The organism is Flavobacterium sp. FlaQc-47 (genome assembly GCF_044006475.1).
Lineage (GTDB): Bacteria > Bacteroidota > Bacteroidia > Flavobacteriales > Flavobacteriaceae > Flavobacterium.
The window spans coordinates 1-25,243 of record NZ_JBIPCQ010000004.1; the positions used below are offsets into that span (position 1 = coordinate 1).

The 25,243-nt window shown below is 34.7% G+C and carries 27 protein-coding genes; 5 read left to right on the top strand and 22 right to left on the bottom strand.

The annotated features are described in order from the left end of the window. Positions 1-439: 439 nt before the first annotated feature. The 16 genes from ACHRVX_RS13210 to ACHRVX_RS13285 all read right to left on the bottom strand — a co-directional run bounded on the left by ACHRVX_RS13210 (position 440) and on the right by ACHRVX_RS13285 (position 14,905). On the bottom strand, positions 440-1,069 hold the full coding sequence (locus ACHRVX_RS13210; RefSeq protein ID WP_395332908.1) for a carbonic anhydrase: 630 nt from the start codon (positions 1,067-1,069) through the stop codon (positions 440-442). Between the two features lie 122 nt (positions 1,070-1,191). Then, positions 1,192-3,429: a TonB-dependent receptor gene (locus ACHRVX_RS13215; RefSeq protein WP_395332910.1), complete on the bottom strand. Its 2,238-nt coding sequence runs from the start codon at positions 3,427-3,429 to the stop codon at positions 1,192-1,194. A 20-nt stretch (positions 3,430-3,449) separates the two neighbouring features. Further along, complete coding sequence (locus tag ACHRVX_RS13220; RefSeq protein WP_395332912.1) at positions 3,450-4,337, bottom strand: urea transporter; 888 nt, start codon at positions 4,335-4,337, stop codon at positions 3,450-3,452. Positions 4,338-4,358: 21 nt separating this feature from the next. Next, positions 4,359-5,060: a hypothetical protein gene (locus ACHRVX_RS13225; protein WP_395332914.1), complete on the bottom strand. Its 702-nt coding sequence runs from the start codon at positions 5,058-5,060 to the stop codon at positions 4,359-4,361. A gap of 10 nt (positions 5,061-5,070) precedes the next feature. Then, positions 5,071-5,856 carry an urease accessory protein UreD gene (locus ACHRVX_RS13230; protein WP_395332916.1) on the bottom strand — a complete coding sequence of 262 codons (786 nt, stop codon included), beginning with the start codon at positions 5,854-5,856 and terminating at the stop codon, positions 5,071-5,073. Beyond that, positions 5,856-6,494, bottom strand: coding sequence for an urease accessory protein UreG (gene ureG, locus ACHRVX_RS13235; RefSeq protein ID WP_395332918.1), 639 nt, complete (start codon positions 6,492-6,494; stop codon positions 5,856-5,858). The genes ACHRVX_RS13230 and ureG overlap by 1 nt, the downstream gene beginning before the upstream one ends. A 24-nt stretch (positions 6,495-6,518) precedes the next feature. Continuing rightward, on the bottom strand, positions 6,519-7,211 hold the full coding sequence (locus ACHRVX_RS13240) for an urease accessory protein UreF (protein WP_395332920.1): 693 nt from the start codon (positions 7,209-7,211) through the stop codon (positions 6,519-6,521). Then, entirely contained in the window at positions 7,204-7,716 is a 513-nt protein-coding gene (ureE, locus tag ACHRVX_RS13245) for an urease accessory protein UreE (RefSeq protein ID WP_395332922.1), read from the bottom strand. The genes ACHRVX_RS13240 and ureE overlap by 8 nt, the downstream gene beginning before the upstream one ends. After that, complete coding sequence (locus tag ACHRVX_RS13250) at positions 7,716-8,369, bottom strand: hypothetical protein (protein ID WP_395332924.1); 654 nt, start codon at positions 8,367-8,369, stop codon at positions 7,716-7,718. Before ACHRVX_RS13250 ends, ureE begins: the two co-directional genes overlap by 1 nt. A gap of 233 nt (positions 8,370-8,602) precedes the next feature. Then, positions 8,603-10,324: an urease subunit alpha gene (gene ureC / locus ACHRVX_RS13255; protein WP_395332926.1), complete on the bottom strand. Its 1,722-nt coding sequence runs from the start codon at positions 10,322-10,324 to the stop codon at positions 8,603-8,605. A gap of 2 nt (positions 10,325-10,326) precedes the next feature. Beyond that, entirely contained in the window at positions 10,327-10,695 is a 369-nt protein-coding gene (gene ureB / locus ACHRVX_RS13260) for an urease subunit beta (protein ID WP_395332928.1), read from the bottom strand. A 12-nt stretch (positions 10,696-10,707) separates the two neighbouring features. After that, on the bottom strand, positions 10,708-11,010 hold the full coding sequence (ureA, locus tag ACHRVX_RS13265) for an urease subunit gamma (protein ID WP_213307179.1): 303 nt from the start codon (positions 11,008-11,010) through the stop codon (positions 10,708-10,710). Between the two features lie 135 nt (positions 11,011-11,145). Next, complete coding sequence (locus ACHRVX_RS13270) at positions 11,146-11,550, bottom strand: hypothetical protein (protein WP_395332930.1); 405 nt, start codon at positions 11,548-11,550, stop codon at positions 11,146-11,148. 136 nt (positions 11,551-11,686) lie between these two features. Further along, positions 11,687-12,976, bottom strand: a complete 1,290-nt coding sequence (locus ACHRVX_RS13275) for a RidA family protein (protein ID WP_395332932.1) — start codon at positions 12,974-12,976, stop codon at positions 11,687-11,689. 413 nt (positions 12,977-13,389) lie between these two features. Further along, positions 13,390-13,830, bottom strand: coding sequence for a nuclear transport factor 2 family protein (locus tag ACHRVX_RS13280; protein WP_395332934.1), 441 nt, complete (start codon positions 13,828-13,830; stop codon positions 13,390-13,392). A 76-nt stretch (positions 13,831-13,906) separates the two neighbouring features. Next, positions 13,907-14,905, bottom strand: a complete 999-nt coding sequence (locus tag ACHRVX_RS13285; protein ID WP_395332936.1) for an NADP-dependent oxidoreductase — start codon at positions 14,903-14,905, stop codon at positions 13,907-13,909. Positions 14,906-15,083: 178 nt separating this feature from the next. On the opposite strand from ACHRVX_RS13285, the gene ACHRVX_RS13290 reads away from it, so the two are divergent. Further along, on the top strand, positions 15,084-15,434 hold the full coding sequence (locus ACHRVX_RS13290) for a winged helix-turn-helix transcriptional regulator (protein ID WP_395332938.1): 351 nt from the start codon (positions 15,084-15,086) through the stop codon (positions 15,432-15,434). Between the two features lie 85 nt (positions 15,435-15,519). Here ACHRVX_RS13290 and ACHRVX_RS13295 read toward each other — a convergent pair whose 3' ends face one another. From ACHRVX_RS13295 to ACHRVX_RS13320, 6 genes are all read right to left on the bottom strand, one after another. Then, on the bottom strand, positions 15,520-15,663 hold the full coding sequence (locus tag ACHRVX_RS13295; protein ID WP_395332940.1) for a DUF2256 domain-containing protein: 144 nt from the start codon (positions 15,661-15,663) through the stop codon (positions 15,520-15,522). Beyond that, entirely contained in the window at positions 15,629-17,077 is a 1,449-nt protein-coding gene (locus tag ACHRVX_RS13300) for a deoxyribodipyrimidine photo-lyase/cryptochrome family protein (protein WP_395332942.1), read from the bottom strand. Before ACHRVX_RS13300 ends, ACHRVX_RS13295 begins: the two co-directional genes overlap by 35 nt. Next, positions 17,074-17,724 carry a flavin reductase family protein gene (locus ACHRVX_RS13305; RefSeq protein ID WP_395332944.1) on the bottom strand — a complete coding sequence of 217 codons (651 nt, stop codon included), beginning with the start codon at positions 17,722-17,724 and terminating at the stop codon, positions 17,074-17,076. The genes ACHRVX_RS13300 and ACHRVX_RS13305 overlap by 4 nt, the downstream gene beginning before the upstream one ends. A 30-nt stretch (positions 17,725-17,754) precedes the next feature. Continuing rightward, positions 17,755-18,153, bottom strand: coding sequence for a DUF2452 domain-containing protein (locus ACHRVX_RS13310; RefSeq protein WP_395334083.1), 399 nt, complete (start codon positions 18,151-18,153; stop codon positions 17,755-17,757). Positions 18,154-18,189: 36 nt separating this feature from the next. Beyond that, positions 18,190-18,492 carry a TIGR03643 family protein gene (locus tag ACHRVX_RS13315; protein WP_395332946.1) on the bottom strand — a complete coding sequence of 101 codons (303 nt, stop codon included), beginning with the start codon at positions 18,490-18,492 and terminating at the stop codon, positions 18,190-18,192. Positions 18,493-19,013: 521 nt separating this feature from the next. Continuing rightward, positions 19,014-20,033 (bottom strand): hypothetical protein, encoded by a 1,020-nt coding sequence (locus ACHRVX_RS13320; RefSeq protein WP_395332948.1) that lies wholly within the window; start codon positions 20,031-20,033, stop codon positions 19,014-19,016. Positions 20,034-20,232: 199 nt separating this feature from the next. Here ACHRVX_RS13320 and ACHRVX_RS13325 point away from each other — a divergent pair, with 199 nt between their 5' ends. The 4 genes from ACHRVX_RS13325 to ACHRVX_RS13340 all read left to right on the top strand — a co-directional run bounded on the left by ACHRVX_RS13325 (position 20,233) and on the right by ACHRVX_RS13340 (position 25,238). Then, on the top strand, positions 20,233-20,748 hold the full coding sequence (locus tag ACHRVX_RS13325; protein WP_395332950.1) for an RNA polymerase sigma factor: 516 nt from the start codon (positions 20,233-20,235) through the stop codon (positions 20,746-20,748). Positions 20,749-20,797: 49 nt separating this feature from the next. Beyond that, a complete protein-coding gene (locus ACHRVX_RS13330; protein ID WP_395332952.1) occupies positions 20,798-21,697 on the top strand; it encodes a FecR family protein in 900 nt (299 codons plus the stop codon). Then, positions 21,698-24,232 (top strand): carboxypeptidase-like regulatory domain-containing protein, encoded by a 2,535-nt coding sequence (locus ACHRVX_RS13335; RefSeq protein WP_395332954.1) that lies wholly within the window; start codon positions 21,698-21,700, stop codon positions 24,230-24,232. It begins immediately after the preceding gene. 127 nt (positions 24,233-24,359) lie between these two features. Then, entirely contained in the window at positions 24,360-25,238 is an 879-nt protein-coding gene (locus tag ACHRVX_RS13340; protein ID WP_395332956.1) for a hypothetical protein, read from the top strand. Positions 25,239-25,243 lie beyond the last annotated feature (5 nt).

Below are 25,243 nucleotides of genomic sequence, written 5' to 3' on the forward strand. Positions count from 1 at the left end.
TTTTTCTCTTTTATACCTGATCTTCTTCTGAAAACTACTTCCCTAGCCCCGATAGAAGTGGAAATCCTTTTGCTTTTTCCTTTAAAAAGCAAAAGATTGGAACGAATAGCGGGAAATAGCTCCTGATTTAAATTCCACATTTTCTAAATCCCAAATTACAAGCTGTGTTCTCTATCGCTAGCGATTTATTCGTTGGGTAAAGACCTTCTTATATAGGTAGCAAAAATAAACCCGACAGATTTTAGAAAACTATAGGATCATGGGAATAAAATCTTGCTTATATATAGGAGTGAAAAAACTCTCCCTATAGTTATTTTTACAATTTTCGATTTAAAAGATATCAAAGTACAATCTAATAGATTGTGTAAGTAATCAAATTTTTATTTCATGAATATAATACAACAAAACTTTAATATAAAACGCGATCTCTGCAGACAGACTAATTAGATATTTTATAAATTCTGGTAATGTCTTTTAATATTTCGGTGAAGTTGATATCCAGGTCTATTAATTTCCCGCTACTTATATCAAAGATCCATCCGTATACTTTCAAATTTCTTTCATTGTATGCTTTTTGGACTTCAGCGGTTTTAATAACATTGACGCATTGTTCCTGAACGTTCAATTCTACTAGTTTTTTATATTTTTCTTCTTCATCGGTAATAGCATCAAGAGTTTTCTGGTGAATACGGTAAACATCCCTGATATTTCTTAACCAAGGGTTTAATATTCCTAAATCTGATTGCTGCATGGCGGCAAATACGCCACCGCATCCATAATGTCCGCAAACTACAATGTGTTTAACTTTTAAATGTACAACCGCATAATTAATTACTGACATTGAATTTAAGTCGGTATTTGGAACTATATTGGCTATGTTTCGATGTACAAAAACTCTTCCCGGCTCTAAACCCATAAGTTCTTCGGCAGAAACACGGCTGTCTGAACAGCCGATGTACAAAAATTCCGGAGATTGTCCTTTTGAGAGTTTTTCAAAATAATGATTATCTATCTGGAGCTGTTTGCTGATCCAATTTCTGTTGTTCTCAAAAATTTGAGTAATATCCATAGTACTATTTTTAATTATAAAATTATAATTCTAATCCTTAGGACGGTTCATTTTATAGAAAATTGTTTGAAAATAATTCTACTAAAGATGTCCTAATATTGTGGTGTTTGGATTGTATCTGCTTAAAACTTATAAAATACACCCATTTTTATTCCAAAAGGAACTCCGGGAGTATAAGTAATATCTGTTACAGGCGCCAGCTCGTTTTTTAATTGGGTCTCTGTCGCAAACTGAGCTTCATTCCATTTTACATTTAGTAAATTATTGAACTGAAGATTTGTTCCCCATTTTACACCATTATATGAAAGTATCAAATCATTTACAAAGTAAGCTGTTGTTCTGATGCTGTTATCTTCTACAGCTGGTCTTCCTCCCAGATACCGATATTGTAAGCCGACAGAAAATCCCTGAAGAAAATCCCAGTTTACTGATCCGGTACTAGTTAATACAGGAGCTAGCGGAACATAATCTTCACCTTGGGTTTCATCAATAAATCTGGCATGCGAATAATTAATATCTGCATTGAGGTACAAGTTTTGTACTGGCTGAAAACGGATCCCTAAATCAACTCCACAACGTCTTGATTTTCCAGAAGGTTCTACTACGGCATCATCTCCTACGTAAACAAATTCCTGTTCTAAAAATAAATACCAAACTGTGGGTGTAATAATCAATGATTTAAAGGGATGAAGTCTGGCTCCAAAATCTGCGCCAATAGAATATGGCAGGGTATTTTGTTTTTCAGGAATTGCCACTCTCATATCATTAGAGTGAAAACCCATACCTGTTTTGAGCAGCCACATCACTTTCTCACTGGCACTATAAGAAAAATTTAGTTTTGGACTTAATCTGGTTCCATTTGATGATTGTCCCACGGGCATTTGTTCCTGATCCAGCAAATCATGCATATTAAAAATGAAATAATCCAACCTTAATCCCGGATTTACGGTCCATTTTCCGGTTTTCCATATCAATCCGGAATAAGCATGAAGATTGGTTTCTACTCCAGTAACATCCCTCTTTTTGTCTAATAATAAATCTCTGCGATAGACATGATTAAGCTGCAATGTGCCAATATCGTCATTTCGGAATCCAATACCTGATATCAATTCTACAGAACCGTTAGGCAGGACAAAATTTTTGATATGTTTCAATTCGGTACCATAAATATTTCTGTCCTCCTTTTGCTGAATTTCATCTCCATAAACGGGATCATTCAGATAAAATGTGAAATTAGAATACAGGTTAAAATTATATCGAGAATACCAGCCCATAGCTTCAATATGTTCTGATGGAGAGATACTATGTTTAAAATTTACCTGAACATTTGTCCGCGAAGTGCTTCCTCCTTCTGTTGGATCAATACTTCCCCAACGATCAATAATTCCTTCATTAATGGCTCGTTCAGGATTTTGACCTGAGGCATTCCAGGAGGAACTGAAGGTAGAAAACTGAACATTTAAATAATCATTATCATTGAGCCACTGATTGTATTTTGCGAAGATATTTAACCTGCTGAAATTTTGTTTTACATCAAATGGTCCATCGGTATAATTATATTCTGTGGCAACATAGAAATTTTTCCTATGCTCCGGATCATCCACAATATTGAACATTCCTAACATTCTTTTAGTATTAAAAGAACCTGCTTCCAGTTTAATCATACTGTTTTTTAAACGGGTATACGTCTGAAAGTCTACATATCCTGCGGTACAAAAATCACCGCGATCTGTATAATAAGCACCCTTTCCAAAATCGATATTATTAATGGTTTCCGGAATAACAAAATGTAAATCTGAATATCCTTGTCCATGCGCATGAGATACGATATTTACCGGCATTCCGTCTACATTAACACTTACATCAGTTCCGTGATCGGCATCAAAACCTCTCAGAAAAAGCTGTTCTGCTTTTCCACCACCTGCATGTTGGGCTATAAATAAGCCCGGCACTTTGCGTAATAAATCCTGGGCCGAATTTATCGGAAACTTATTGAGATCAACTTTTGTAACTGCTTTAAGGAAATTATTGTTGTTGATTATAACTTCTGAAATCTGTATGGGTTTATGCTGAAGAAAAATAACATTTTTATACTCTTTATCATTGTTAACAATCCATTTTACCTCATCGTATCCCTGATGACTGATTGTAAGAGTGTCTGGAAATACATCAATATGATATTTAAATAAACCGTCAGATCCTGAATGTGTATGATTGCCGCCGTGATTGTACTCTATCCGGACATTCTCTATGGGGAATTTGTTATCCGCATCTTTAATGAATGACTGACTTTCTTTGTTTTGTGCCAAAGCCATTTTACTCATCATTAAGACAAGAAAAGCAATTAGTATTTTATTCATGTAATTAATTTTAATCTTTTTTAGACGAATTTCTTATGAATAATTTTCTGCATGAGCAGCGTAATACATGTTCCTGCCACAAAAGGAAAGGTAAGTACTCCGCCAAAGCTTGAAAAGACGTCATTATCAATTAATATGTCATCAATAAACACTGTAATAAATACTGCTATTAACACCCACAATCCATCTATTTTCTTTATTCCTGAAAAAACTATGGCAGAAAGCACAGCATTAAAACCGAATAATCCCATATGAATTCCTTCAACTGATTCTCCTCTGGTAAATGAAATATAAGCTCCTAATAAAGCCCCAACAAAACCATATAAAGCTGCCAGTGGAGAATTGATAAAGACTGCAATAAAAAAAATAATTCCTGATAATGCGCCTCCCTGAAAAATCACTTCTCCAAAACCGTTAAGAGGGGTCATAAACTCACTATAATTTACACTAACCGGTTTTGCAGTTATCATTTCAGAAGGTGGAATATCAGTAAAATGATGTAGTGCAAAGATAAATACCCAAATTATTAATATAAATGGAAAAGTAAACACCGGAATTTTTTTGCTTATAAAAAAATGCTGTATAACACTTGCCAACGCCCCTCCCAAAACAATAAGAATCCAGATAAATAGAGTAGTCTGAAAGAAAAATGAAAGAGCAACTCCTACTAAAGCTGCACTGAAACCATAAAGTCCTGCATTGATTTCTGATTTTTCATAACCCAATTTCATGGCGGTGAATGTGCCTGCACTTGTTGCTAAAATGGTTGCAACACCGCCCTGCCAGCTTCCCATAAAAATACCAATAAGAAACAAAAGTCCTGTCCATCGGTTTTCCTGAAGCATAATTTGCCCTATTCCTTTTAATAAATTGTCGATAAAAGGAATTTTTATAAAAATTTTATTCATTGTAATTTTTCTTATTTTGTTTTACCATCCTAAAAAGACCATTCCTATACCACATATTGTGACGACTACGCCACTTACAACGCTCATATAACGTTCGAGTTTATCTGTATTGAAAAAGGTTGAATATCCGTATCGCCCCAATAAAACCATTCCAAGCATTGTTGCAACAGTCGTAAGTGCAAATGGAACTACCAGCGCAAGAATTTCAGTTACAGACCGATTCAATCCTGAATAAAAAAGAAGCGGTGTAAGAGGTTCGCTTGGTCCCATTACAAAAATCATAAATAGCACAAATGGCGTTACTTTTATCCGGCTCTGCGGCATTACTATTTCTCCATGATTATGTTCGTAGACATAAACATCATCTCCCAATACATCAAAATGTTTGTGAGGTTTATTTTTAATGGTTTGTATGATTCCATATATAAGATAAATGACTCCGAAAATAAGCAATGCCCAACCGGAAATATTCCCTCTGATATCCTGAAACCACGAAAATTTATTAAGCTGCCATCCCATAAAAATCCCGACAGAACCTAAAACCAAAGAACTCAAAACGTGACCAAAGCCACAGGCAATTGTCAGCAGAATTGTTTTACTCTTGCTCCATTGTTTTGATTTTGACAAAACAATAAATGGTAAATAATGATCCGGTCCGGATATGGTGTGAATAAAGCTTATCGATACAGCACTCAGTATTAATGCCCAAATAGTAGTATTCATAACTTATTTTTTATTCTAATTCCCAAAGGATTTCCTGAACCTTTACAAAAAAATTATACATTACTTCTCCTCCGTGTCCCAGTGTTCTGATCACAAATCCATTATCTTCCATCGCTGAAATACCGATTTCCATCTCATTTTGAGATTCAATGACAGAATGGATTGTATCGACTAATACATTTTTATCTACATTTTCTTTGGTACTGTAAAAGATAAAAGTTCCCTGATGGCTAAACCCTTCAAGGTTGCCTATTGTACTTATAGGAATCAGGTCTGGCTGGATGATCACATTATCCTTTAGTACCAATTTATTTTTATGATAAATCTGGGTAAGATTCTGAAAACGCTTCAGTTTAAAAAACTCTCCATAATGTTTTCTGCCACAGGTAATGATCTCGCTGATTATTACCTGGCTGTTTGTACCAATACGGATTTCGGCTTTACTTTTGAAATTAGAATTTTCATGAGGCACTACCGGATGTGGAACATAGGCAAACGAAGTATCATCCTCCATTGAAATAGTCAGCTGCTGAACAGCGTCATTTTTCATATTGAATAATCGTTGATAGGATTGTGACTGAAGCTGCAATTGAGCTCCTTTCTCTAAAGCAATATCTAATTGGTAACGGTCACCACACAAGATTCCCGGCGAAGTACTCATCACGATTTGATAAAGCTTACGATCATTTTTGCGTTGCCCTACAGATACTACACGAAAAGGAGGTGACACATAGAGATCTTTTACATAGGAGCTTCCTTGTTTAAAACCTGCTATAATATGTAGGCGACTATCCATTATCTTAGTAGATTCGGTTCTTCACATTCTTCCAGTAAAGCATATTTTTTAAGCCATCCTATAATTTCCTGCACACCCACATCTGTTTTAAGATTCGAGAATATAAATGGAGTTCCCTTTCTCATTCTTCTTGCATCATCTTCCATTACCTGAAGACTTGCTCCTACATAGGGTGCTAAATCAATTTTATTAATTACCAGTAAATCTGATCTGGTTATACCCGGACCCCCTTTTCTTGGAATTTTTTCCCCTTCGGCAACATCAATAATAAAGATGGTAACATCAGCAAGATCGGGACTAAAAGTTGCTGATAGGTTATCACCGCCACTTTCAATAAAAATCAATTCAATATTGGCAAAACGGTTTGCCAATTCATCTACCGCTTCAAGATTCATACTTGCATCCTCGCGAATAGCCGTATGCGGACAACCGCCTGTCTCTACACCAATAATACGATCATGAGGTAAAAGACTATTTTTTGCCATGAATTCCGCATCTTCTTTGGTATAGATATCATTAGTAATTACACCCAGATCATACGTTCCGTATAAATGTCTGCTCAGTCGTTCTAATAAAGCAGTTTTTCCCGAACCTACCGGTCCTGCTACTCCTACTTTTATATATTTTCTATTTTCCATTTTATAATTTAATTTTTGTTTTTATTACGACATATAAAGTCGTGAATACAGCCTTTCATGCTGCATACAGCGAATGTCAAAAGAGGTATTACAAAGCCCTACCTCATCTCGCTCCAGTTTTATAGTTTCCCTCGCAGTTTGCTCCATAATGGGATAAAGGCGAAACAAAATATCCTGTCCGTCCAGTTGTCCCAAAGGCACTAATTTTACCGCATTCGTAATCATTCCTGTAGTTGAAGTATAATAAAACCCGAAAAGGGCTTCCTGCAGAGGAATTTTCAAAAGGCAGCAAAACATGCCAAAAACAATACTGTAATGCGAACTTGCTTCACGATTTCGAACTGCTTCTTCATAAGCTTCCATCAAGTGGAAATTCTCATGTCTTTTAAAAATCTTAATCAAACGCAATCCTAATTTCTGACTTGCCTGACGAATTTCTCTCGGGCATTTCAAGGCAGTACATTCCTGGTCCAGATCTAAAATTGCTTTTAAATTATTAGACTCCGCAGCTTCATATGCTAATTTGACAAAAGCGCCGTCGTTGTATTTGAGATTGTATTTAAGCATATTCTCAACAAATTCCTGTGCCGTCGCCGCATTGTGTACGACTTTATTTTGTATAAAAGTTTCAAGTCCGTTAGAGTGAGAATATCCGCCAATAGGCAATGTAGGATCAGATATATGCAACAGACTGGCTAAAAATTGTATGTTATTCATCTTTTGAGGCTGCCATTTTTAAGATTTTTGTAAAAATTGTAGATCCCAAACTTCCGTGTCCATGAGGCTCTACATTTGATTTGAGAAGGTTTAGCAATTTTGCAGATTGTTTTTCGGGTTTAAAACCACTTACTTCGAGCCATCTGTACATTGGCATTTCAAAAGGAAGCAACACTTTATCGTGCTGTATAAAAAGTGGAATATGCTTATTGCCAATCTCATAGCATACTGTACCCATTTCCAGCATCGAAGCCGGAGAAATAACGATAGCTTCTGTCTCCAGAATATTAACCACAATTATTTTTTTATCATTCTCAAAAAGAACATCACCTTCCCTAAGTCGTTGACCTTCTCTTAAGAATTTAATCGCAATATCTTCTCCCTGACGTGTCTTTTTACGTTGAATTCTCTTTGTAGATTCAAACCATTCGAGATCAAGATAATCTATTGGCTTTAAGCCAAAGGAAGTATCTGAAATGTTGCCTAAAGTTTCACTAATAGTCATTATAATTTGGATTTTTTTCTGAAATCAATGGCTTTAGAAATACCAACTCCAAATGTAGAACCGCTCATACCTGCCACTGTAGTCTTAGTCCAGCCTTCATCTGTTTTTGTTTGTAACATCGAAAGTTCGGCAAACTTAAATTTCAATGCCCAGCCACTTCCCATAAATACTGCCAACATAGGATATGCACGTAAACGAAACCCGTTAAAGTTTTCCATTGGGCCTGGAGCATCTAATTGTTTTCCCCACACATAATGGGCGTCTACCTGTGCTATTAAACCAAAATACTGACCTAACATTACTGATGGACTGTACCAAATTCCCGCCTCATTTTGTTTGTAGACTGTGCTTCCATTTACAACATCTTTTGCAGATGCATAATTAACCCCGATCAAATCGTTGTTATTAATAAAATACCCTACCCCTATTGGGATTGATGCATTTACAGAAGGACTTGTTCCTATTGAACTGCTGCTGCCAGATGGAGTACTTGTTTTAGAATAATCATATGAACCATAAATCAATATTTGACCTTTAGGCCCGGATTCATTTTCTTTTATTCTTGTTCCTCCTAAAAATTGCGCATTCACTGAAGAGGAAAATAGTACTGCTCCAAAAAAGCATATAAAACTGATTTTATATAAAGATTTCATGTAAAATTTTATTATTTGATAAAAAGACACCGGCGTATACCTAACCATTCGGACATAACTATTATGCGTCAGTTTGAACACGAATTGCACGAATTTGCACTCATCTTTAAGATTCACTTAGTTTGTCAAATTAATTTCAAGAACGAATTCGTTGCAATTCGTGTATTTGTGTTTCGTTTCTTTACTTATGTTCAAATGGCCAGGCTTTCGCCGATTCTTTTTAATTTATAGGATTAAAATAAATAGTACAATTGGGCTAACGGAAGTTTTTCTGACGGCTCACATGTAATATGTACACCATCAACCGTCACGTGATAATTTTCAGGATTAACCTCAATCACGGGAGTTTTATCATTGTGGATAAGATCAGCTTTAGAGATATTTCTGCAGTTTTTAACCGGAAGAATAATTTTTTCCAATTTATATGCAGCGATAGATCCGTTATCAATCGAAGCCTGAGACACAAAAGTGGCACAAGTTCCAAATTTGGCACGACCATGAGCTCCAAACATATTTCTGTAAACAATAGGTTGAGGAGTTGGAATAGAAGCATTTGGATCACCCATTTTAGCCGCAATTACAAAACCGCCTTTTACAATCATTTCCGGTTTTACCCCAAACAATGCAGGTTTCCAGATTACCAGATCGGCCATTTTTCCCGGTTCTATTGAACCAACATATTCTGAAATACCGTGGGCAATAGCAGGGTTAATGGTGTACTTAGCTACATAACGTTTTGCACGATAGTTATCATGATCTGTATTTTGATCTTCTTCTAACTGACCGCGCTGCTCTCTCATTTTACTTGCTGTTTGCCATGTTCTGGTAATTACTTCTCCGGGTCTTCCCATAGCCTGAGAATCGGAACTCATGATACTGAACACTCCCATATCATGTAAAATATCTTCCGCAGCAATAGTTTCAGGACGAATACGAGAATCGGCAAAAGCTACATCTTCAGGAATATTTTTACTTAAATGGTGGCAAACCATCAGCATATCAAGATGCTCGTCTATTGTATTAATCGTGTAGGGACGAGTTGGGTTTGTTGAAGCAGGTAAAACATTTGGATACATTGCTGCTTTGATAATATCAGGAGCATGTCCGCCACCGGCACCTTCTGTATGGAATGTATGAATTACTCTTCCATTGATCGCTCTCATTGTGTCTTCCAGAAATCCACCTTCATTTAGGGTATCCGTATGAATAGCAACCTGAACATCATATTTATCTGCTACTTTTAATGCAGTATCAATTGTTCCGGTTGTAGCTCCCCAGTCCTCGTGAATTTTCAAACCTAACGCTCCGGCTTCAATTTGTTCTTCCAGTGGTGCTTCTGCTGAACAGTTTCCTTTTCCGAAGAAGCCCAGATTCATAGGGAAATCTTCTGCTGCTTCCAACATTTTCTGAATGTTGAATTTTCCCGGTGTACAAGTTGTTGCGTTTGTTCCGTCATTAGGTCCTGTTCCGCCGCCAATCATCGTTGTGATACCACTATAAAGTGAAGTTTCTATTTGTTGCGGACATATATAATGAATGTGTGTATCGATTCCTCCCGCAGTGACAATGTATCCTTTACCTCCGTGAATTTCTGTAGATGCACCAATAATCATATTTGGAGTTACTCCATCCATTGTATCGGGATTTCCCGCTTTCCCAATCGCTACAATTTTTCCGTCTTTGATCCCGATATCTGCTTTTACAATTCCCCAGTGATCAATAATAGTGGCTCCGGTAATACAAAGGTCTAAAACTCCCTGATCTCTTGTGCAGGTAACATTTTGTCCCATCCCGTCGCGAACCGTTTTTCCGCCTCCGAAAACAGCTTCGTCGCCATAATGGGTAAAATCTTTTTCAATTTCAATAATCAATTCAGTATCTCCCAATCTAATTCTGTCTCCAGTAGTTGGTCCTAATATATTAGAATACTGTTTTCTGTCTACGTTTAAACTCATCTTTAAATGTTTTTAAATTTTAATTCATTGGCTTTAGCTAAACTTTCTTTTTTCTTTGTTTCAGAATCTACAGATCCGTCAACCAGATTATTAAAGCCCATTGCCTTTTTATTTCCTCCAATTGCAACAAGTTCCACTTCTTTTTCTTCTCCCGGCTCAAAGCGTACTGCTGTACTTGCAACAATGTTCAGCCTTTTACCAAAACTCTTTTCGCGATCAAAGCTCATTGCTTTATTCACTTCAAAAAAATGGAAATGTGAACCTACCTGAATAGGTCGATCTCCTGTGTTGGTTATTTTTAATTTCACGGTCTCTCTGCCTGCATTGCAGATAATAGTGCCATCTTTTACAAAAATCTCTCCTGGTGCCATAATAATTGGGGATTAACGAATTGGATTATGAACTGTTACTAACTTGGTTCCATCAGGAAAAGTTGCCTCGATCTGAACGTCATGAATCATATCTGCCACGCCGTTCATCACATCGTCTTTGGTAAGAATCTGTGCACCTTCCTGCATCAATTGGGCAACTCTTTTACCATCTCTGGCGCCTTCCAGCAAATAATGACTGATTAAAGCAATTGCTTCAGGATAATTTAATTTAAGCCCTCTGGCCTTTCTTTTTAGAGCAAGTTCACCTGCAGTGTGCAGCATAAGCTTCTCGATTTCTCGTGGTGTTAAATGCATGATTGTGTTATTTAAAAATTAAAATATTTAGAAATAAGGCAACAGTAAACCTGTCATATCGCAATCAAGACAAAAGCCTGAACTGATATGATAAATAATTACCTTAAAAAAAGATTTTGAAAGGAAGAAACTCCTTTAAGAAAAAGGAAGTATAAGGGCATGGTTTAAAATATACAAAGGCACTCTAATTATAGTATCATAAAGTCCTAAATATTTTTGATTTTTCAGTAAAGTAGAAACAGGAGCAAAAGGAATTGCGTTTTGTTTCAATAAAAAATTAAGAGGTAAAAATCCTTTTGTATTATTAAAATTCTCAACCTCATCAAGAACATCTTCATTTGAAGTTTCAGTATATTGTTCAAAATTTAATACTGATGAATTGTCTTTAGAATGAGAAATGATTTCTTTTTGAGTATAAGTTACATTACTATTTTTATGCACTAAAGAAATACTTGAATTACATTCATAAGCTGTTACTTTATTTACAGATAAAACTGCAATAAAAGCTAATGTTATTAATATTAAAAATGTATTTCTCATAGTTGTTTTTACTTTCCTGAAAAAAGTGACTGTTGTAGTAATCACCTTTTCCAAGATTGTAAATTTATAAATAAAATCTTACAATTGTTTTTATTAGTCGTTAAAGTTTACACAAAAGTATAATTGGCAAAAACTACTAAATTAAATGTGATATTTGAGGAGGTGTTCCTTCTGCATTTGATGCGACAACATCAATCTGGATTAACGCATCCTTAAATAAAGCTGATACTCCAATTGTTCTTCGTGCAGGAATACCACCAGGGAAGAATTCTTTATAAACTTCATCGACAGCATCAATATCTGTTATATTTTTAAGAAATATATTTACTTTCACCACATCGTCCATCGCATGGTTGATACTTCTTAAAATTGATTCAATGTTTTTTAAGCACTGTTTAGTCTGCTCTTTGATTCCGCCCACTACAATTGTATCCGTTTTTGGATCCAAAGGCAATTGAGCTGCAATATGATTGTAATGAGAAAACGCTACTGTTTGTGTAGATAAAGGGCCGTTGGGTGCATTTTTAGTATTATTTGCCTTTATAACTATTCCGTGCCTGTCTTCTACAGCTTGTGGAGGTGTACCATCTCCGTGTGAGACTACCGCTTCAATTTGTACCAAAGCATCCATTGGTAAGGCTGCAACTGCAATTACTGTACTAGCAGGAAAATAAGCCGTAGACCTTGCAATAGCCGAATCCGGAAAAAATGTTGTGTAAACTTCGTTGACAGCTTCAATATCTGAGAGGTCTTTAACAAAAATATTTATTTTAACAATATCATCAAAAGGGACATCAATACTCTCTAAAATTGCTTTGATATTTTTTAAGCATTGTCCGGCTTGCTCTTTTACTCCGCCAATTACCAATCTTCCAGATTTGGGATCAATAGGCAATTGAGCCGAAAGATTATTATAATGAGAGAATGAAACTGTTTGCGAAGACAGAGGGCACGATGGTGCATTTCCGGTATTATTAATGAGTTTTATCAGATTACCCGCTTGTGGCGCATTTGGAATTGTCCCTTTTCCGTTTGAAACAAGAGCTTCAATTTGTACCAATACACTCATAGGCAAAGCAGTAACTGCAACTATAGTGCGTGCAGGAACATAATTTGGGAAAAATGTTTTGTAAACTTCGTCTACCAACATACTGTCTTTGATATTTTTAACAAATACAGTAATTCTGACAACATCATTCATTACATTATCAATGCTTTCCACAATTGCTTTGATATTTTTAAAACACTGTTCAGCCTGTTCTTTTATTCCGCCCACTACTAATTTACCAGATTTTGGATCTATAGGTAGTTGAGCTGAAAGATTGTTGTAATGAGAGAATGCTACGGTTTGTGAATATGGCCCGATACTTTTTGGAGCTTTTTCGGTATTTCGTGCTACTATTGAATTAACTTTTTTTGGAATCATTAGTCTATCATTTTACTTTATAAATTATGAGTTTTTTTTAAAGCCGCGATTTAGGCAGACCAAAAATATTGCTCTTTACAATTTAAATTATCCACTATAAGACATGAAAATACAACTATCCGACTTTCTTTTTAAGAAGCAGAATTTTTCTTATTTTTTCAACAACAGGCAACTATTTATTAGTTTATAAATCATTTTTTTTAGAATAAGTTCTGAGAAAATAAAAAAAGTAGAGTAACAAAAGATAAGAAGACCGGCAAACCACTTCTTAAAAAGAGATGGTCAATTTTAAGGTTATTAAAAGTTTAAAAAACTTTAATCTTAAAAACATCAAAAGCCACTCAATTGAGTGGCTTTTGATGTAAACCCAAAAAGACAAATGGCTACAGTAAAATTATATAGTGCGTAAAAAATTATTGAACGAATTCACTTTTTTCCTGCCAATCAAAATTCCCTATTCTTTTAGCAATAAGCCACTCGTTATTCAGTCGACTGTAATTATCCTCATAAATTGCACCTATTGATGTCTTCATTTTTTTTCCATTATCGTTCCCGATCAATGTAATTTGACAATAACAAGTTCCTCTGGCATTATCTCCATCAATAATAACCAATTGTTGTCCGTTAAAATGATAAACATAATCTATTTCACTAAGAAATTTCTCAAATGCAACTGCCATATTTTTTCTTCCTTGCAGTTTTAAAATTGTTTTGCCTTGAGATATTGTTTCTGACACAGCATCTTCTGTAAAAAATTCTACTTGCTTGGTAAAATCTTTTTTGTCTCCAAGAATCGAAACTTTATCAACAAGTTCTCTAAGTAAAATTCTATCTTCTAATTCTTTATTATTCATAATTTTATTTCATTAAAATGATTTCCAGATATAGATATTTTGCTACTATTAATTGTACTATTCTATAAAATGAGTATCACACAACAGTAAGGACTATTTTTCCCTGAATGTGTCCTTCGGCAGCTCTTTCATGTGCCTTGCGCGCATTAGCAAGAGGAAAAGAACTGTCGATAACAACACGAATTATTCCCTTATCAAGTAAACTTGACAGTTGCGCAAGCTGTGCACCATTAGAACGTACTTGAGTTGCAGAAACTGTTACGCCTAGTTTTTCAGCTTCTTTACTACCAGAGAATCCTAGCGGGAAAATTGGAAATAATGCTCCGCCACGCTTTAGTGTTCGTAAAAAACGACCACTTTTGGCACCACCTACTGAATCGATGACAAGATCTATATCACGTACAATATCCTCAGCAGAAGATTTTGTATAGTCAATGAACTCATCAGCACCAAGTTCGCGTAACCATGTTTCCTTCTTGCCAGATGCTACTGCAATAACTTTTGCTCCCTTCCATTTTGCTAGTTGAAGAGCAAAATGTCCCACTCCGCCACCTGCTCCATTTATTAGTACGGTTTTACCTTTAAGCGGAGTGGGTTCGTGTTTACTTGGTTGCAAAGGATTTTGTTCGTTATGTCCCAGCTCTATCATGAACTGCCAAGCCGTAAGTAAAGACATTGGTACAGCAGCAGCATGTAAGTGATCAATATTTTTGGGTTTTAATGCAAGATCAGAAACAGGTACATTTACATATTCGGCGTAAGCCTGACTTGGTCCATAACTTGGAAAACGCACCATAGCATAGACTTCGTCACCTACTGTAAATTCCTTTACATCATTTGCAACTGCTTCAATGACACCAGAAATATCTGTACCCAAGATTATCGGAAAAGGAACTTTTGGCTGCCATTCAGGAGGTAACATCTTATATCCGTCACGCAAATACCAATCCGGTGGATTAAGGCCTATTGCATGAACTCTTACTCTTACCTCACCGGAGTGTAATTTCGGAATAGGAGCATCTTCATATATAAGTACTTCCGGACCTCCAAACTCGTGCTGCCGAATTGCCTTCATAACTTTAGCATTTTTTATGTTATGTGTATTGTTTTTTAATTGTTCCATTTTTATTTGTGTTGTTAATATAGTGCAAAGTTAATTTAACAGTATATTTGTCGCAAGTATATACAAATAAGTACCTTATGAACTAAAAAGTATGCATTACTGATTATCAACAATTTACAACTTATAAAAAATGAAAAATAAATTAATAAATTCTGAAATCAAACAAATGTGTGGTGTAGATTATGCTTTTAAAAGAATAGGAGGAAAATATAAAGGTCGAATTTTATGGCACTTACATTCAAAAACAGTCTTACGCTATGGAGAATTAAGTAGAACTTTACCGGATATTACTACCAAAATGCTGACTCAGACTTTGCGTGAATTAGAAGAAGATAAATTAATCATTAGAGAAGTATATCATGTAGTGCCTCCCAAAGTAGAATATTCCTTAAGCGAGACTGGTCTGGAATTAATACCTTTTATACAATATTTACACAATTGGGGAAATATACAATTAGAAAAGGAAGCATTGCCGTGCTAAATTGTAGAAAATAATTAGTTTTAATGCTTAATTTTTAATGTTCCAAATGTTCCATACAGTACAACAAGAATAATGCTGTAAAGTCTTATTGATTTTTATTGCTTCTACATTTATCACTGCAATATTTGACTTCGTCCCAGACTTTTGCCCATTTTTTTCTCCATGAAAATGGTCTCTGGCAGACAACGCAGATTTTAGTGGGCAGGTTTTGTTTCTTCACTAGTCGCATTTTTTTGTTTATCTCTAAAACTCCAAACAATATCACTCGCGTATTTTCGAGTTTCTTCTATATTTACAATAGGTTCTGGATAATCTTTACCTATTTCGCATTTGTAAAATTGCTGCTCAATACTATTTAATTTCCATGGTTCATGAATTAATTGAGATGGGATTTCCTTTAATTCAGGCAACCATTTTTTTATAAAAACACCCTCTGAATCGTGTTCCTGAGAGTTTTTTATGGGATTATAAATTCTAATAGTATTACCCGTTGTTGTACCCGCCTGCATCTGAATCTGAGGATAATGAATTCCGGGTTCGTAATCTAAAAACTGTCTTGCCAGAAAATGCAGTTCCCTCCAGTCCTGCCATAAATTGAATGTAAAAAAGGAAACTACCATTGCCCGCATTCTAAAGTTGATATAACCTGTCTGAACTAAACATCTGATACAGGCATCAATAATAGGAATCCCGGTTTTACCTTCCTGCCACGCTTTTATAGAGGTTTCGTTTCTGGGTTTCACCAAGGAATCATAATCTTTGTTTATGTTTTTAAATTCAATTTGGTAGTCACTTTCAAATTTTTGCATAAAATGGCAATGCCAGTGCAGTCTTGAAACAAAATTAAGCATGGCTCTTTTATTGGGAGATGCTTCATAAAACTGATTAGTATAGTGATACACCATTCGCATACTGATGTTTCCGTATGTCAAATAGGGAGATAAACGGCTACATCCTTTTCTGCTTAGATCGGGTTTAGAAATATGTTTGCTGTAATTGACATGTCTTTCTTTTGCAAAACTTTCTAAGTACCTCCATGCCCAATATTCTCCACCCTGTTGAAAGTTTTCATTTCGGTTTGTAATTTCGGTTGAAAGTGCTTTTCCTTTTAGTTTTTGATAATAATCAGGATCTAAATGTTCAAATTCAAAAGCATTCAGTTCAATCATTTTAGGAGCTGCACGCATTGTTTCTTCCCATCGTTTATCCCAATTTTCTCTGGAACGCAACTTTCTAATTACGCCATGGAGCTGGGTTTGTTTCCAAATAATTTTTTGATCATCAAAAAAAATCTGCATGGCAATATCCCTGTAAAAAGTAACTTTATTGCCAATCTCCTGATGCGAAAATACTGTTTGAACATCATAAAGACTGGTTAGGTGCTCAAAAACAGTTTGGACTTCGTTATGAAAATAATAAATATTTGCCGCAAATGACTTTAATTTAGATTGCATTTCCTGTAATGATTCATAAACAAACCGCCAATGACGCACATCAGAATCATCATAATCCATTACTGAAGGTTCAAAAAAATAAACCAAAAGAAGAGGAATGTTTTGCTGCTGCGCGATAAAAAGAGGTTCGTGATCTGTAAAACGAAGATCACGTTTGAACCATATAATATTTATCTTTTTTTTGTTCAACTTTTAAGCAATGATCTAATTTCCTTATCCGGCTTTGCATAGCTTAATCGGTCTAATTGCAGGGTTTTATGATAGCTGTCCAGTCCGGAACAAGTAATTGTATTGGCTTTTTCTAAATTAACAAAACCATCTTCAGACAAGCAGTCTTCGGGAATAAAAATCTGGACTATTTGTCCGATAATCATAGTGGTATTATTTATTGAAATGTCTATTTTTTCTTTAAATTCAATCCCTAACTGTATGTTGCTTTCGAGTACAAAAGGAGCTGGAAAGTTGTTTTTATATTCCGCACTGAGTCCTGCAGCATCAAATTCTGAAATTTCTTTGTCGTATCTCGCTGATGTTTGATGTGCCTGCTTGTAGATCTGTTCGTTGATATGATTAATAGTATAGAATCCTGTATCTAAAATATTCCTCATAGTATCACGCTCGGGCGGGCTGGGGCGAAAAATCATGCCTATTAATGGCGGATTCGCTCCAATATGAAAAAAAGAACTAAAGATGGATAAATTAGTATTTTCCTCATTATCAGAAGTTCCTACTAATGCCACACTTTTAAAACCGCCTAAACTATTGATTAAATGAACGGCAGTTTGTTTCTCCATTTTTTCCAGATCACTGGTTTTAAAATTTATTTTGTTTTTCACTACTAGAAATTTTATTAAAAAACACCACTTTCAATCGATCAGTATCCATTTTTTATCACTGTTAAGTCTAAAAGTCGCAATATGCTCCTTATTCCATTCTTTGGGTCCTATAAGTGAGAGAAAATCAAAACCGTCTGCATCTTTATATAAATGATATATTTCACCCACAATAGGTTCAAAAGAAAATCTGGCGTTGTAAACCAATTCATTCCACTGGAATTCTTCGATTAAATCCTGGTATTGCATTTTTAGTTCCCTGAATTTGCTTTCAAATTCTTTGTTTACCTTATTTATACCCATGTTTTTCCAGCCTGTTAAATCATCAGCTTTTATTACCGGCGCGCCCACACTTGTAGCATAAGGTAATACGCTTGCATTATACCCATGCTCTTTAGAGAAAACTACATTATCAGGTTTATCTTTTTTCATCATCTGTATAAATTTTATTAACGCTTAGAGATTTTATTAACGCTTAGAGATTTTATTATTTGAAATTGCTCTCTGCCTGTTACATTTAAACCTGTCAATTCCTTCGGTTCTCTTTGCAACGTGTTTTGTTTTGCAATTTTCAACCCTTTCACGCCACAACTTGTAACTGCTAAATTTTAATTCTTTTTTCATCAAAGCCTTCACATCACTCTCTGATAGACCAAATTGAAACTTTACAGCATCAAAAGGGGTTCGGTCTTCCCATGCCATTTCTATAATTCTGTCGATCTGAACTTCATTCAATACACTACTATCTATTTTTGCAATAATTGGCTTCATTAAATATTGTTTAACAATTATTAAATATCGTTAAACAAAAATAGTCATTTTTTACATTTTAAAATGCCATAAAATCGAAAATCCATTTAATTATTAAGTTTTAAAGTTATGCTATCAAAAAAGCGGCAGTAAATCTTATTTTGAAATTGATATATAAAATGAATTCCTGATTTTTTAAATAAAAACCAGATCTTTAAAACAAAAATGCCTCTTCGCAAATCACTTCCTTTTTAAAAAGACTGTAATTGTTAGAAGTTTTCGAAAAAATATATAAAACAGAAAGTGACATTTTTCACTAAGAATTTGAAAAATGAATCGTCAGGGCAAAACATTTACGAAAAATATGTAAAGATTATTTGATTTACATGAAGTGGGAAGAACTATCGATAGATGCTCTTCTGTTGGAAAATTTAACGAGCAACTTTTGGCATTTATGAAGCCCGTCAACGCAGAATTTATAAGTGTTTACTTAAAACGTGAAGTATTACAATTACAACACTTTACTACAACATAATAGAAAGTTATTTTTTTTCAAAATAAAGATAATTGGTAGTATTACTTACATCGCGTAGTCGTATTTGTGAATTATTAAATTCAAACAGCTTCCAACTAGTATTGAGTTTACCCAAAACAGATGAACCGAAAATTATTTTGAATTCTCTAACACCATATTGCAGCGTACTTTCCCACTGACCTGTTTCTGAAATTCCACCTTTTGTAGCAACTACTGATTTATCACTTTTAAAAGTAAACGAATAGCCACTGTAAGAAGTCGTTTTATCTGAATCATCAAAATAATAAGGAATATTCCACGAACCACTTGTAAGGGTTGTTGTAAAATCAAGTGCTGCACTATTATTTTCAGGGCAGTAATCAATAGCATATTTGATGGCGTTTTCGAACTCTAAATTATTGCTGATTGATTTTTTCTGATTGTTGTAATCCGTTATTGAAATTGGATATTGCAACGAAATATATTCACTCGCATTGAGATTTTTTATAAAATTAAAAAATGCCTGATCATTCACAAGAGACTGAGAACTTGCGATTTGATTGGCACTGTTATAACTATTAATGGTAATGGGATAATTGATATTTAATCCGTTAATTTTAGATAAAAGATCAGGGTAAAGATTCCAATAATTAATTAAGTCGTTAAAATCGGCTTCATTCGGTACCAGCTTCTGGATATAATTATAGTATACCATTGTTACCGGAAAATCGATTTTTACAATATCATCATCATACCCATTGGCATTGATATTATCTATTACTTTTTGATAATCAGCGGTAGTATTAACTGCAATTTTCTCATTATTAACCGCAACGGTATAAGGTAGTTTTATAGTGCAGTAACTGGAGCCGTCGATAACATTATCCTGAACGGTTTGAACCATTGCCACCCTTTGTAAGTAAGTAGTAAGAGGCGAAACACTGGTAACAGTTGCTTGTTTATTATCATCTTGTTCATCAATTTCACTTTGACAAGACACTAATAGCAGGACAACCGCAATGGATAAATATTTTTTTAAAAGCAACATATTTATGTTTTTACAAATGTAATAAAATTTAAAGAAAATAGTTTTTAATAAATTTGGCATCAAAGCTTTTTGATTTGTTGTTTGATACTAAATTAACAAAATGCAATAGCATTTATTCTAATATAAAACAATCAGCTTTGCTTTTACCCTACTTCAATTAAAAACAAATACTTTTACACCGTACAAATCGAAAATCTAAATGCCACCTAAAAACCAATCCAACACTTGTGATGAAATTATTTTTTCGTCTTTCTTCAAAAGTCACGTAAAAGCACTTCGGAATTTTCTTTTTTACAAATTTGGTAATATGGATCAGGCAGAAGATCTGACTCAGGAAGCTTTTGTGAAACTCTGGCAAAACTGCGCTTCAGTACCGCTTGAAAAAGCAAAATCCTATATTTATACCATTGCCAACAATAGCAGCCTCAATGCGATCGCGCACCAAAAAGTGGTTTTGCGATATGAAAAAAACTTTACCGGACTGGATAAAACCAATGAAAGTCCCGAATATCTTCTGGAGGAAAAACAATTTCAATCCAAACTTTTAAAATCCATTGAAAACCTGAACGAAAAACAGCGTACAGCCTTTTTGATGCATCGAATTGATGGCAAAAAATACAGCGAAATTGCCTTGGAATTAAACATTAGTGTAAAGGCAGTCGAAAAACGCATTCATTTAGCTTTATTAAGCTTACGTAAAGAAATTGATTTATAAAAGTAGGGTAAATTTAGTTCTACTTGTTTAATACTATAATAGCAGCACAATGAAAAAAGATCGCTTATTAGCAAAATGGCTCAGCAATGAATTGACGAAAGAGGAATTGGCTGAATTTGAAACAAGTCCCGATTTTGAAAAATACCAAAAAATAAAGAATTATACAGCTCATTTAGAAGTAGATGATTTAGATAAAAACGCTATGTTATCGAATATTCTGAGCCAGAAAAAAGAGGTCACAAAAGTAGTTCCTCTACATAAAAAATGGATGTTTCGGGCAGCAGCAATCTTTGTATTAACGCTTGGAATTACTTTTGTTATGAAATTTTTTGTACCAGAAACGCAAACGGCAAATTTTGGAGAAAAAACAACTTTTTCATTGCCTGATAATTCTGAAGTGGTGCTGAATTCAGGTTCTGAAATACATTATAAAAAATGGAACTGGGACAACAACAGACATCTTGAATTAAAAGGAGAAGCATATTTCAGGGTAGCCAAAGGCAGACGATTTGAAGTGCAGACCAGTCTGGGGAAAGTATCGGTTTTAGGAACACAATTTAATGTTAAAGCGAGAAAAAACAGGTTTGATGTCGTGTGTTATGAAGGACGCGTGAAAGTAAATTATGCCAATACTCAGATTTTATTAACGCACGGACAAAGCGTTAGTTTTGAAAACGGAAAACAAGTAAAAAGAAATGTAATTGCCATGCAGCCGGAATGGATGGACAATCAGATTTGTTTTTATAAAGAAAATATAAAAAGCCTGCTGGACGAAGTAGAAAGGCAATATAATATTAAGATTAAATTAAACACAAAAGATACAACCGCTTTGTTTACAGGAAAACTACCTGCCAAAGACCTTGCGGTAGCATTGCAGATTATTAGAACAACCTATCATTTAGAGTCCAGAAAAGACTCCAATAATATCATAATTTTTGACGAAAAATAAATGTTCCTCCCCAAACAATTTCATTTTTTGTTTATTTTCTTTTTCCTTGTCCTGAATCTTTTTGCTCAGGACAAAGAAAAAGCGATGCCTTTTAAAAAAATCATAATTGCTATTGAACAGCAGCATCACGTTAGTTTTAATTATACCGAAGATCTTATTGCCGGACTGCAATTAAATCATCCAAAAAAATCACTTTCCCTAGACCAGAAGCTGAGTTATCTTGCCCAAAAAACAAATCTGTCTTTTGAAAATATTGGCAACCAATTCATTAATATCTATAAAAAAGAGCATGAAACTCGTATCATCTGCGGATACGTTTTTTCCGGTAATGATAAAAAACCTATTGAAAACGCAAATATCAGTTTAAGTACTAAAATTCAGGTTACAACGGATTCAAAGGGTTATTTTGAATTTAAAAAAGAAAATGCCGGTTTGCTTTTCATTAGTCATGTAGGATTTACACCCAAAAAAATTATAACAGGCAATTCTAAACCTGAAAATTGTCTTCAAATACTATTAGAACCTGAAATTACGCAGCTGGAAGAGATTAAGGCAAATGCTGTTCTGGCTTCGGGAATTTCAAAAAATACCGATGGCTCTTTTGAAATTAAACCCAAGAAATTCGGTATCCTGCCCGGACTTATTGAGCCGGATGCTTTGCAGACGATGCAGCAAATTCCGGGCGTAAACAGCCTGGATGAAAGTGTGTCAAGTATTAATGTTCGCGGCGGCACGCACGATCAGAATCTATTTTTATGGAATGGGATTCGCATGTTTCAAACGGGACATTTTTTTGGTTTAATATCGGTTTTCAACCCCAATCTGGCACATACTATTTCTATTTATAAAAACGGAAGTTCGGCATTTTATGGAGAAAGTGTTTCGAGTGTAGTCGCTATTTCTTCTACTCCCGAAACAATGGAAAAAAATAGTTTTAGTGCCGGAATTAATATGATTAATGCTGATGTATATGCAAAATACAATCTTTCGAAAAAGAGTTATATCGAAATTTCAGCACGAAAATCAATTACTGATTTTGCAGAAACACCAACCTACAAGGAATATTTTGACAAAATATTTCAAAACACAACCATCACTGATTTTTCACAGAACCAAAATATCGATTATCAAAGTGATAAAAAATTCGGTTTCTATGATGCTACGCTAAAATATGCACAAAAAATAGGCGCTAAAGATCAATTAATACTGGATTTAATTACCATCAAAGACAATCTCGAAGTCTTTCAGAGTGCGACTGTGTATAACATAAACAGATCAGAAAACAACATTTTACGTCAGCAGAATTATGGCGGAAATTTATCCTGGAAAAGAAACTGGAACAATTTCAATACTACTAAAATTAATATTTACAACTCTTCGTATAAGCTTTTGGGCAACCAGAAAACGACCAATGAAAACCAAACAGTTATTCAGGAAAACACCGTTACCAATAATGGTATTAATTTAGAGAACAATCATATTATCACTTCTCAATTTAGTGTAAGCGACGGATATCAATTTAATGAAATAGGTATTACTAATTTAGAGCAGGTCACTAATCCTGATTTTTATCGAAGGGTGAAAGACGTACTACGAACCCACGCCTTAATTTTGGAAGCAAAATATAACGATACGCTTTCCGGCATCTATTTCAAGACAGGAACACGAATTAATTATATTGAAAAATTTAAAAAATATATTGTAGAACCCCGAATACAATTGGGCTATAGCATTAGTAAAAGCTTAAATGCAGAACTGCTTGGCGAGCTGAAAAGTCAAAATTCCCAACAGATTATTGATTTGCAAAAAGATTATTTTGGCATCGAAAAAAGACGCTGGATTGTATCCAATAATACGACAGTTCCTATCCAGAAAAGCAAGCAATTATCCTTGAATTTATTCTATAAAAAAGGTGACTGGCTTGTGGATGTAGAGAATTTTTATAAAAAAGTAAACGGAATTACGACCTCCAGCCAGGGTTTTCAGAATCAGTTAGAGTTTGTAAGAACTACTGGCAATTATGAAATTTGGGGATCAGAAATGCTGTTACAGAAAAAAATGAATCACTTTCTGACCTGGTTGAGTTATACCTATAACCATAACAATTACCATTTTTCTGATTATCAATACCCAAGTTTTCCCAATAATTTTCAGTTAATGCATACTGTATCGTGGGCAGGGATTTATGAGAAAAATAATTTCAAAATTGCTTTGGGCACAAAATGGTCTTCGGGCAGACCTAAAACCTCTCCCGACCTTTCGCAAATTGATCTTTCAGATCCTGTACTGGTTTACAATAAACCGAACAATACTAATTTGCATATTTTTTCACAGGTTAATCTTTCCTCTACTTATAAATGGGAAACGGCAGGTGGAATTCAATACAAATTAGGGGTTTCCATTTTAAATATCCTTAATCGGAAAAATGAAATTAGCGAATATTATAGAATAAGCTCTTTAACCAATTCCATTGAGGAAGTAGAAACGTTCGCACTGCAAAGAACTCCAAATGTGAGTTTTAGAATTTCCTTGTAGTACTATTTAGAAGGTTTTAAAAAAAATTATACCTTTTTTTTTATTTTTTTTTATAAAATAACAATTCTTTGGTAGGGTAATATAAATCAAGACTGTTTTACTCTTGAACCTTATCAAAAGTAAAACAATGAAATCAAAACAAATTAAATTCGCATTAGCTGCTCTTATAGCAGCAACATTTTTTGTAAGCTGCAGTAGTGACAATAATAATGATCCTACGCCTACTCCAGAAGCAAAAAAAGAAATTGGTCTTTCTACAAGTACAACATTGGGCTCTTATCTTACTGATAAGGATGGGAAATCGCTATACTTTTTTGCAGCAGATGCAAAAGGACAAGCTTCTTGTTCTGGCGGATGCGAAGCCGTTTGGCCTCCATTTTATGTAGATAATTTAACAGCTGATAAATTAAGTACAGGACTAACATTCTCAGATTTTGCAACCATAACTACAACATCCGGTAAAAAACAACTTACCTACAAAGGCTGGCCATTATATTACTACGCACCAAGTGTTAGCGGAACAAATACAGCAGAGGCTGCAGGTAAAACAACAGGTGACGGAGTTGGTGGTGTTTGGTTTATAGCAAAACCGGATTATTCTGTTATGATTGTTAGCAGTCAGCTTACAGGACATGATGGTAAAAACTACAAATCAGATTATACTGTTGGCGACGGCTTAACTACTTATTTTACAGATGCAAAAGGGTTAACATTGTATAGTTTCAAGAATGACAATTTCCAGAAGAACAATTTTACAAAAGCAGATTTTTCAAACAATGCTGTATGGCCAATTTACGAAACAGACAAAATTGTTGTTCCTTCTGTTCTGGACAAATCTAAGTTTAGTGTTATTACTGTATTTGGTAAATCACAACTGGTTTACAACGGTTGGCCATTGTATTATTTTGGACAAGATGCCAGCGTAAGAGGTGCCAATAAAGGGATTAGTTTTCCTGCTCCGGCTGTTTGGCCAGTAGTCGTAAAAGATGCACCGCTTGCCATATAAAATTC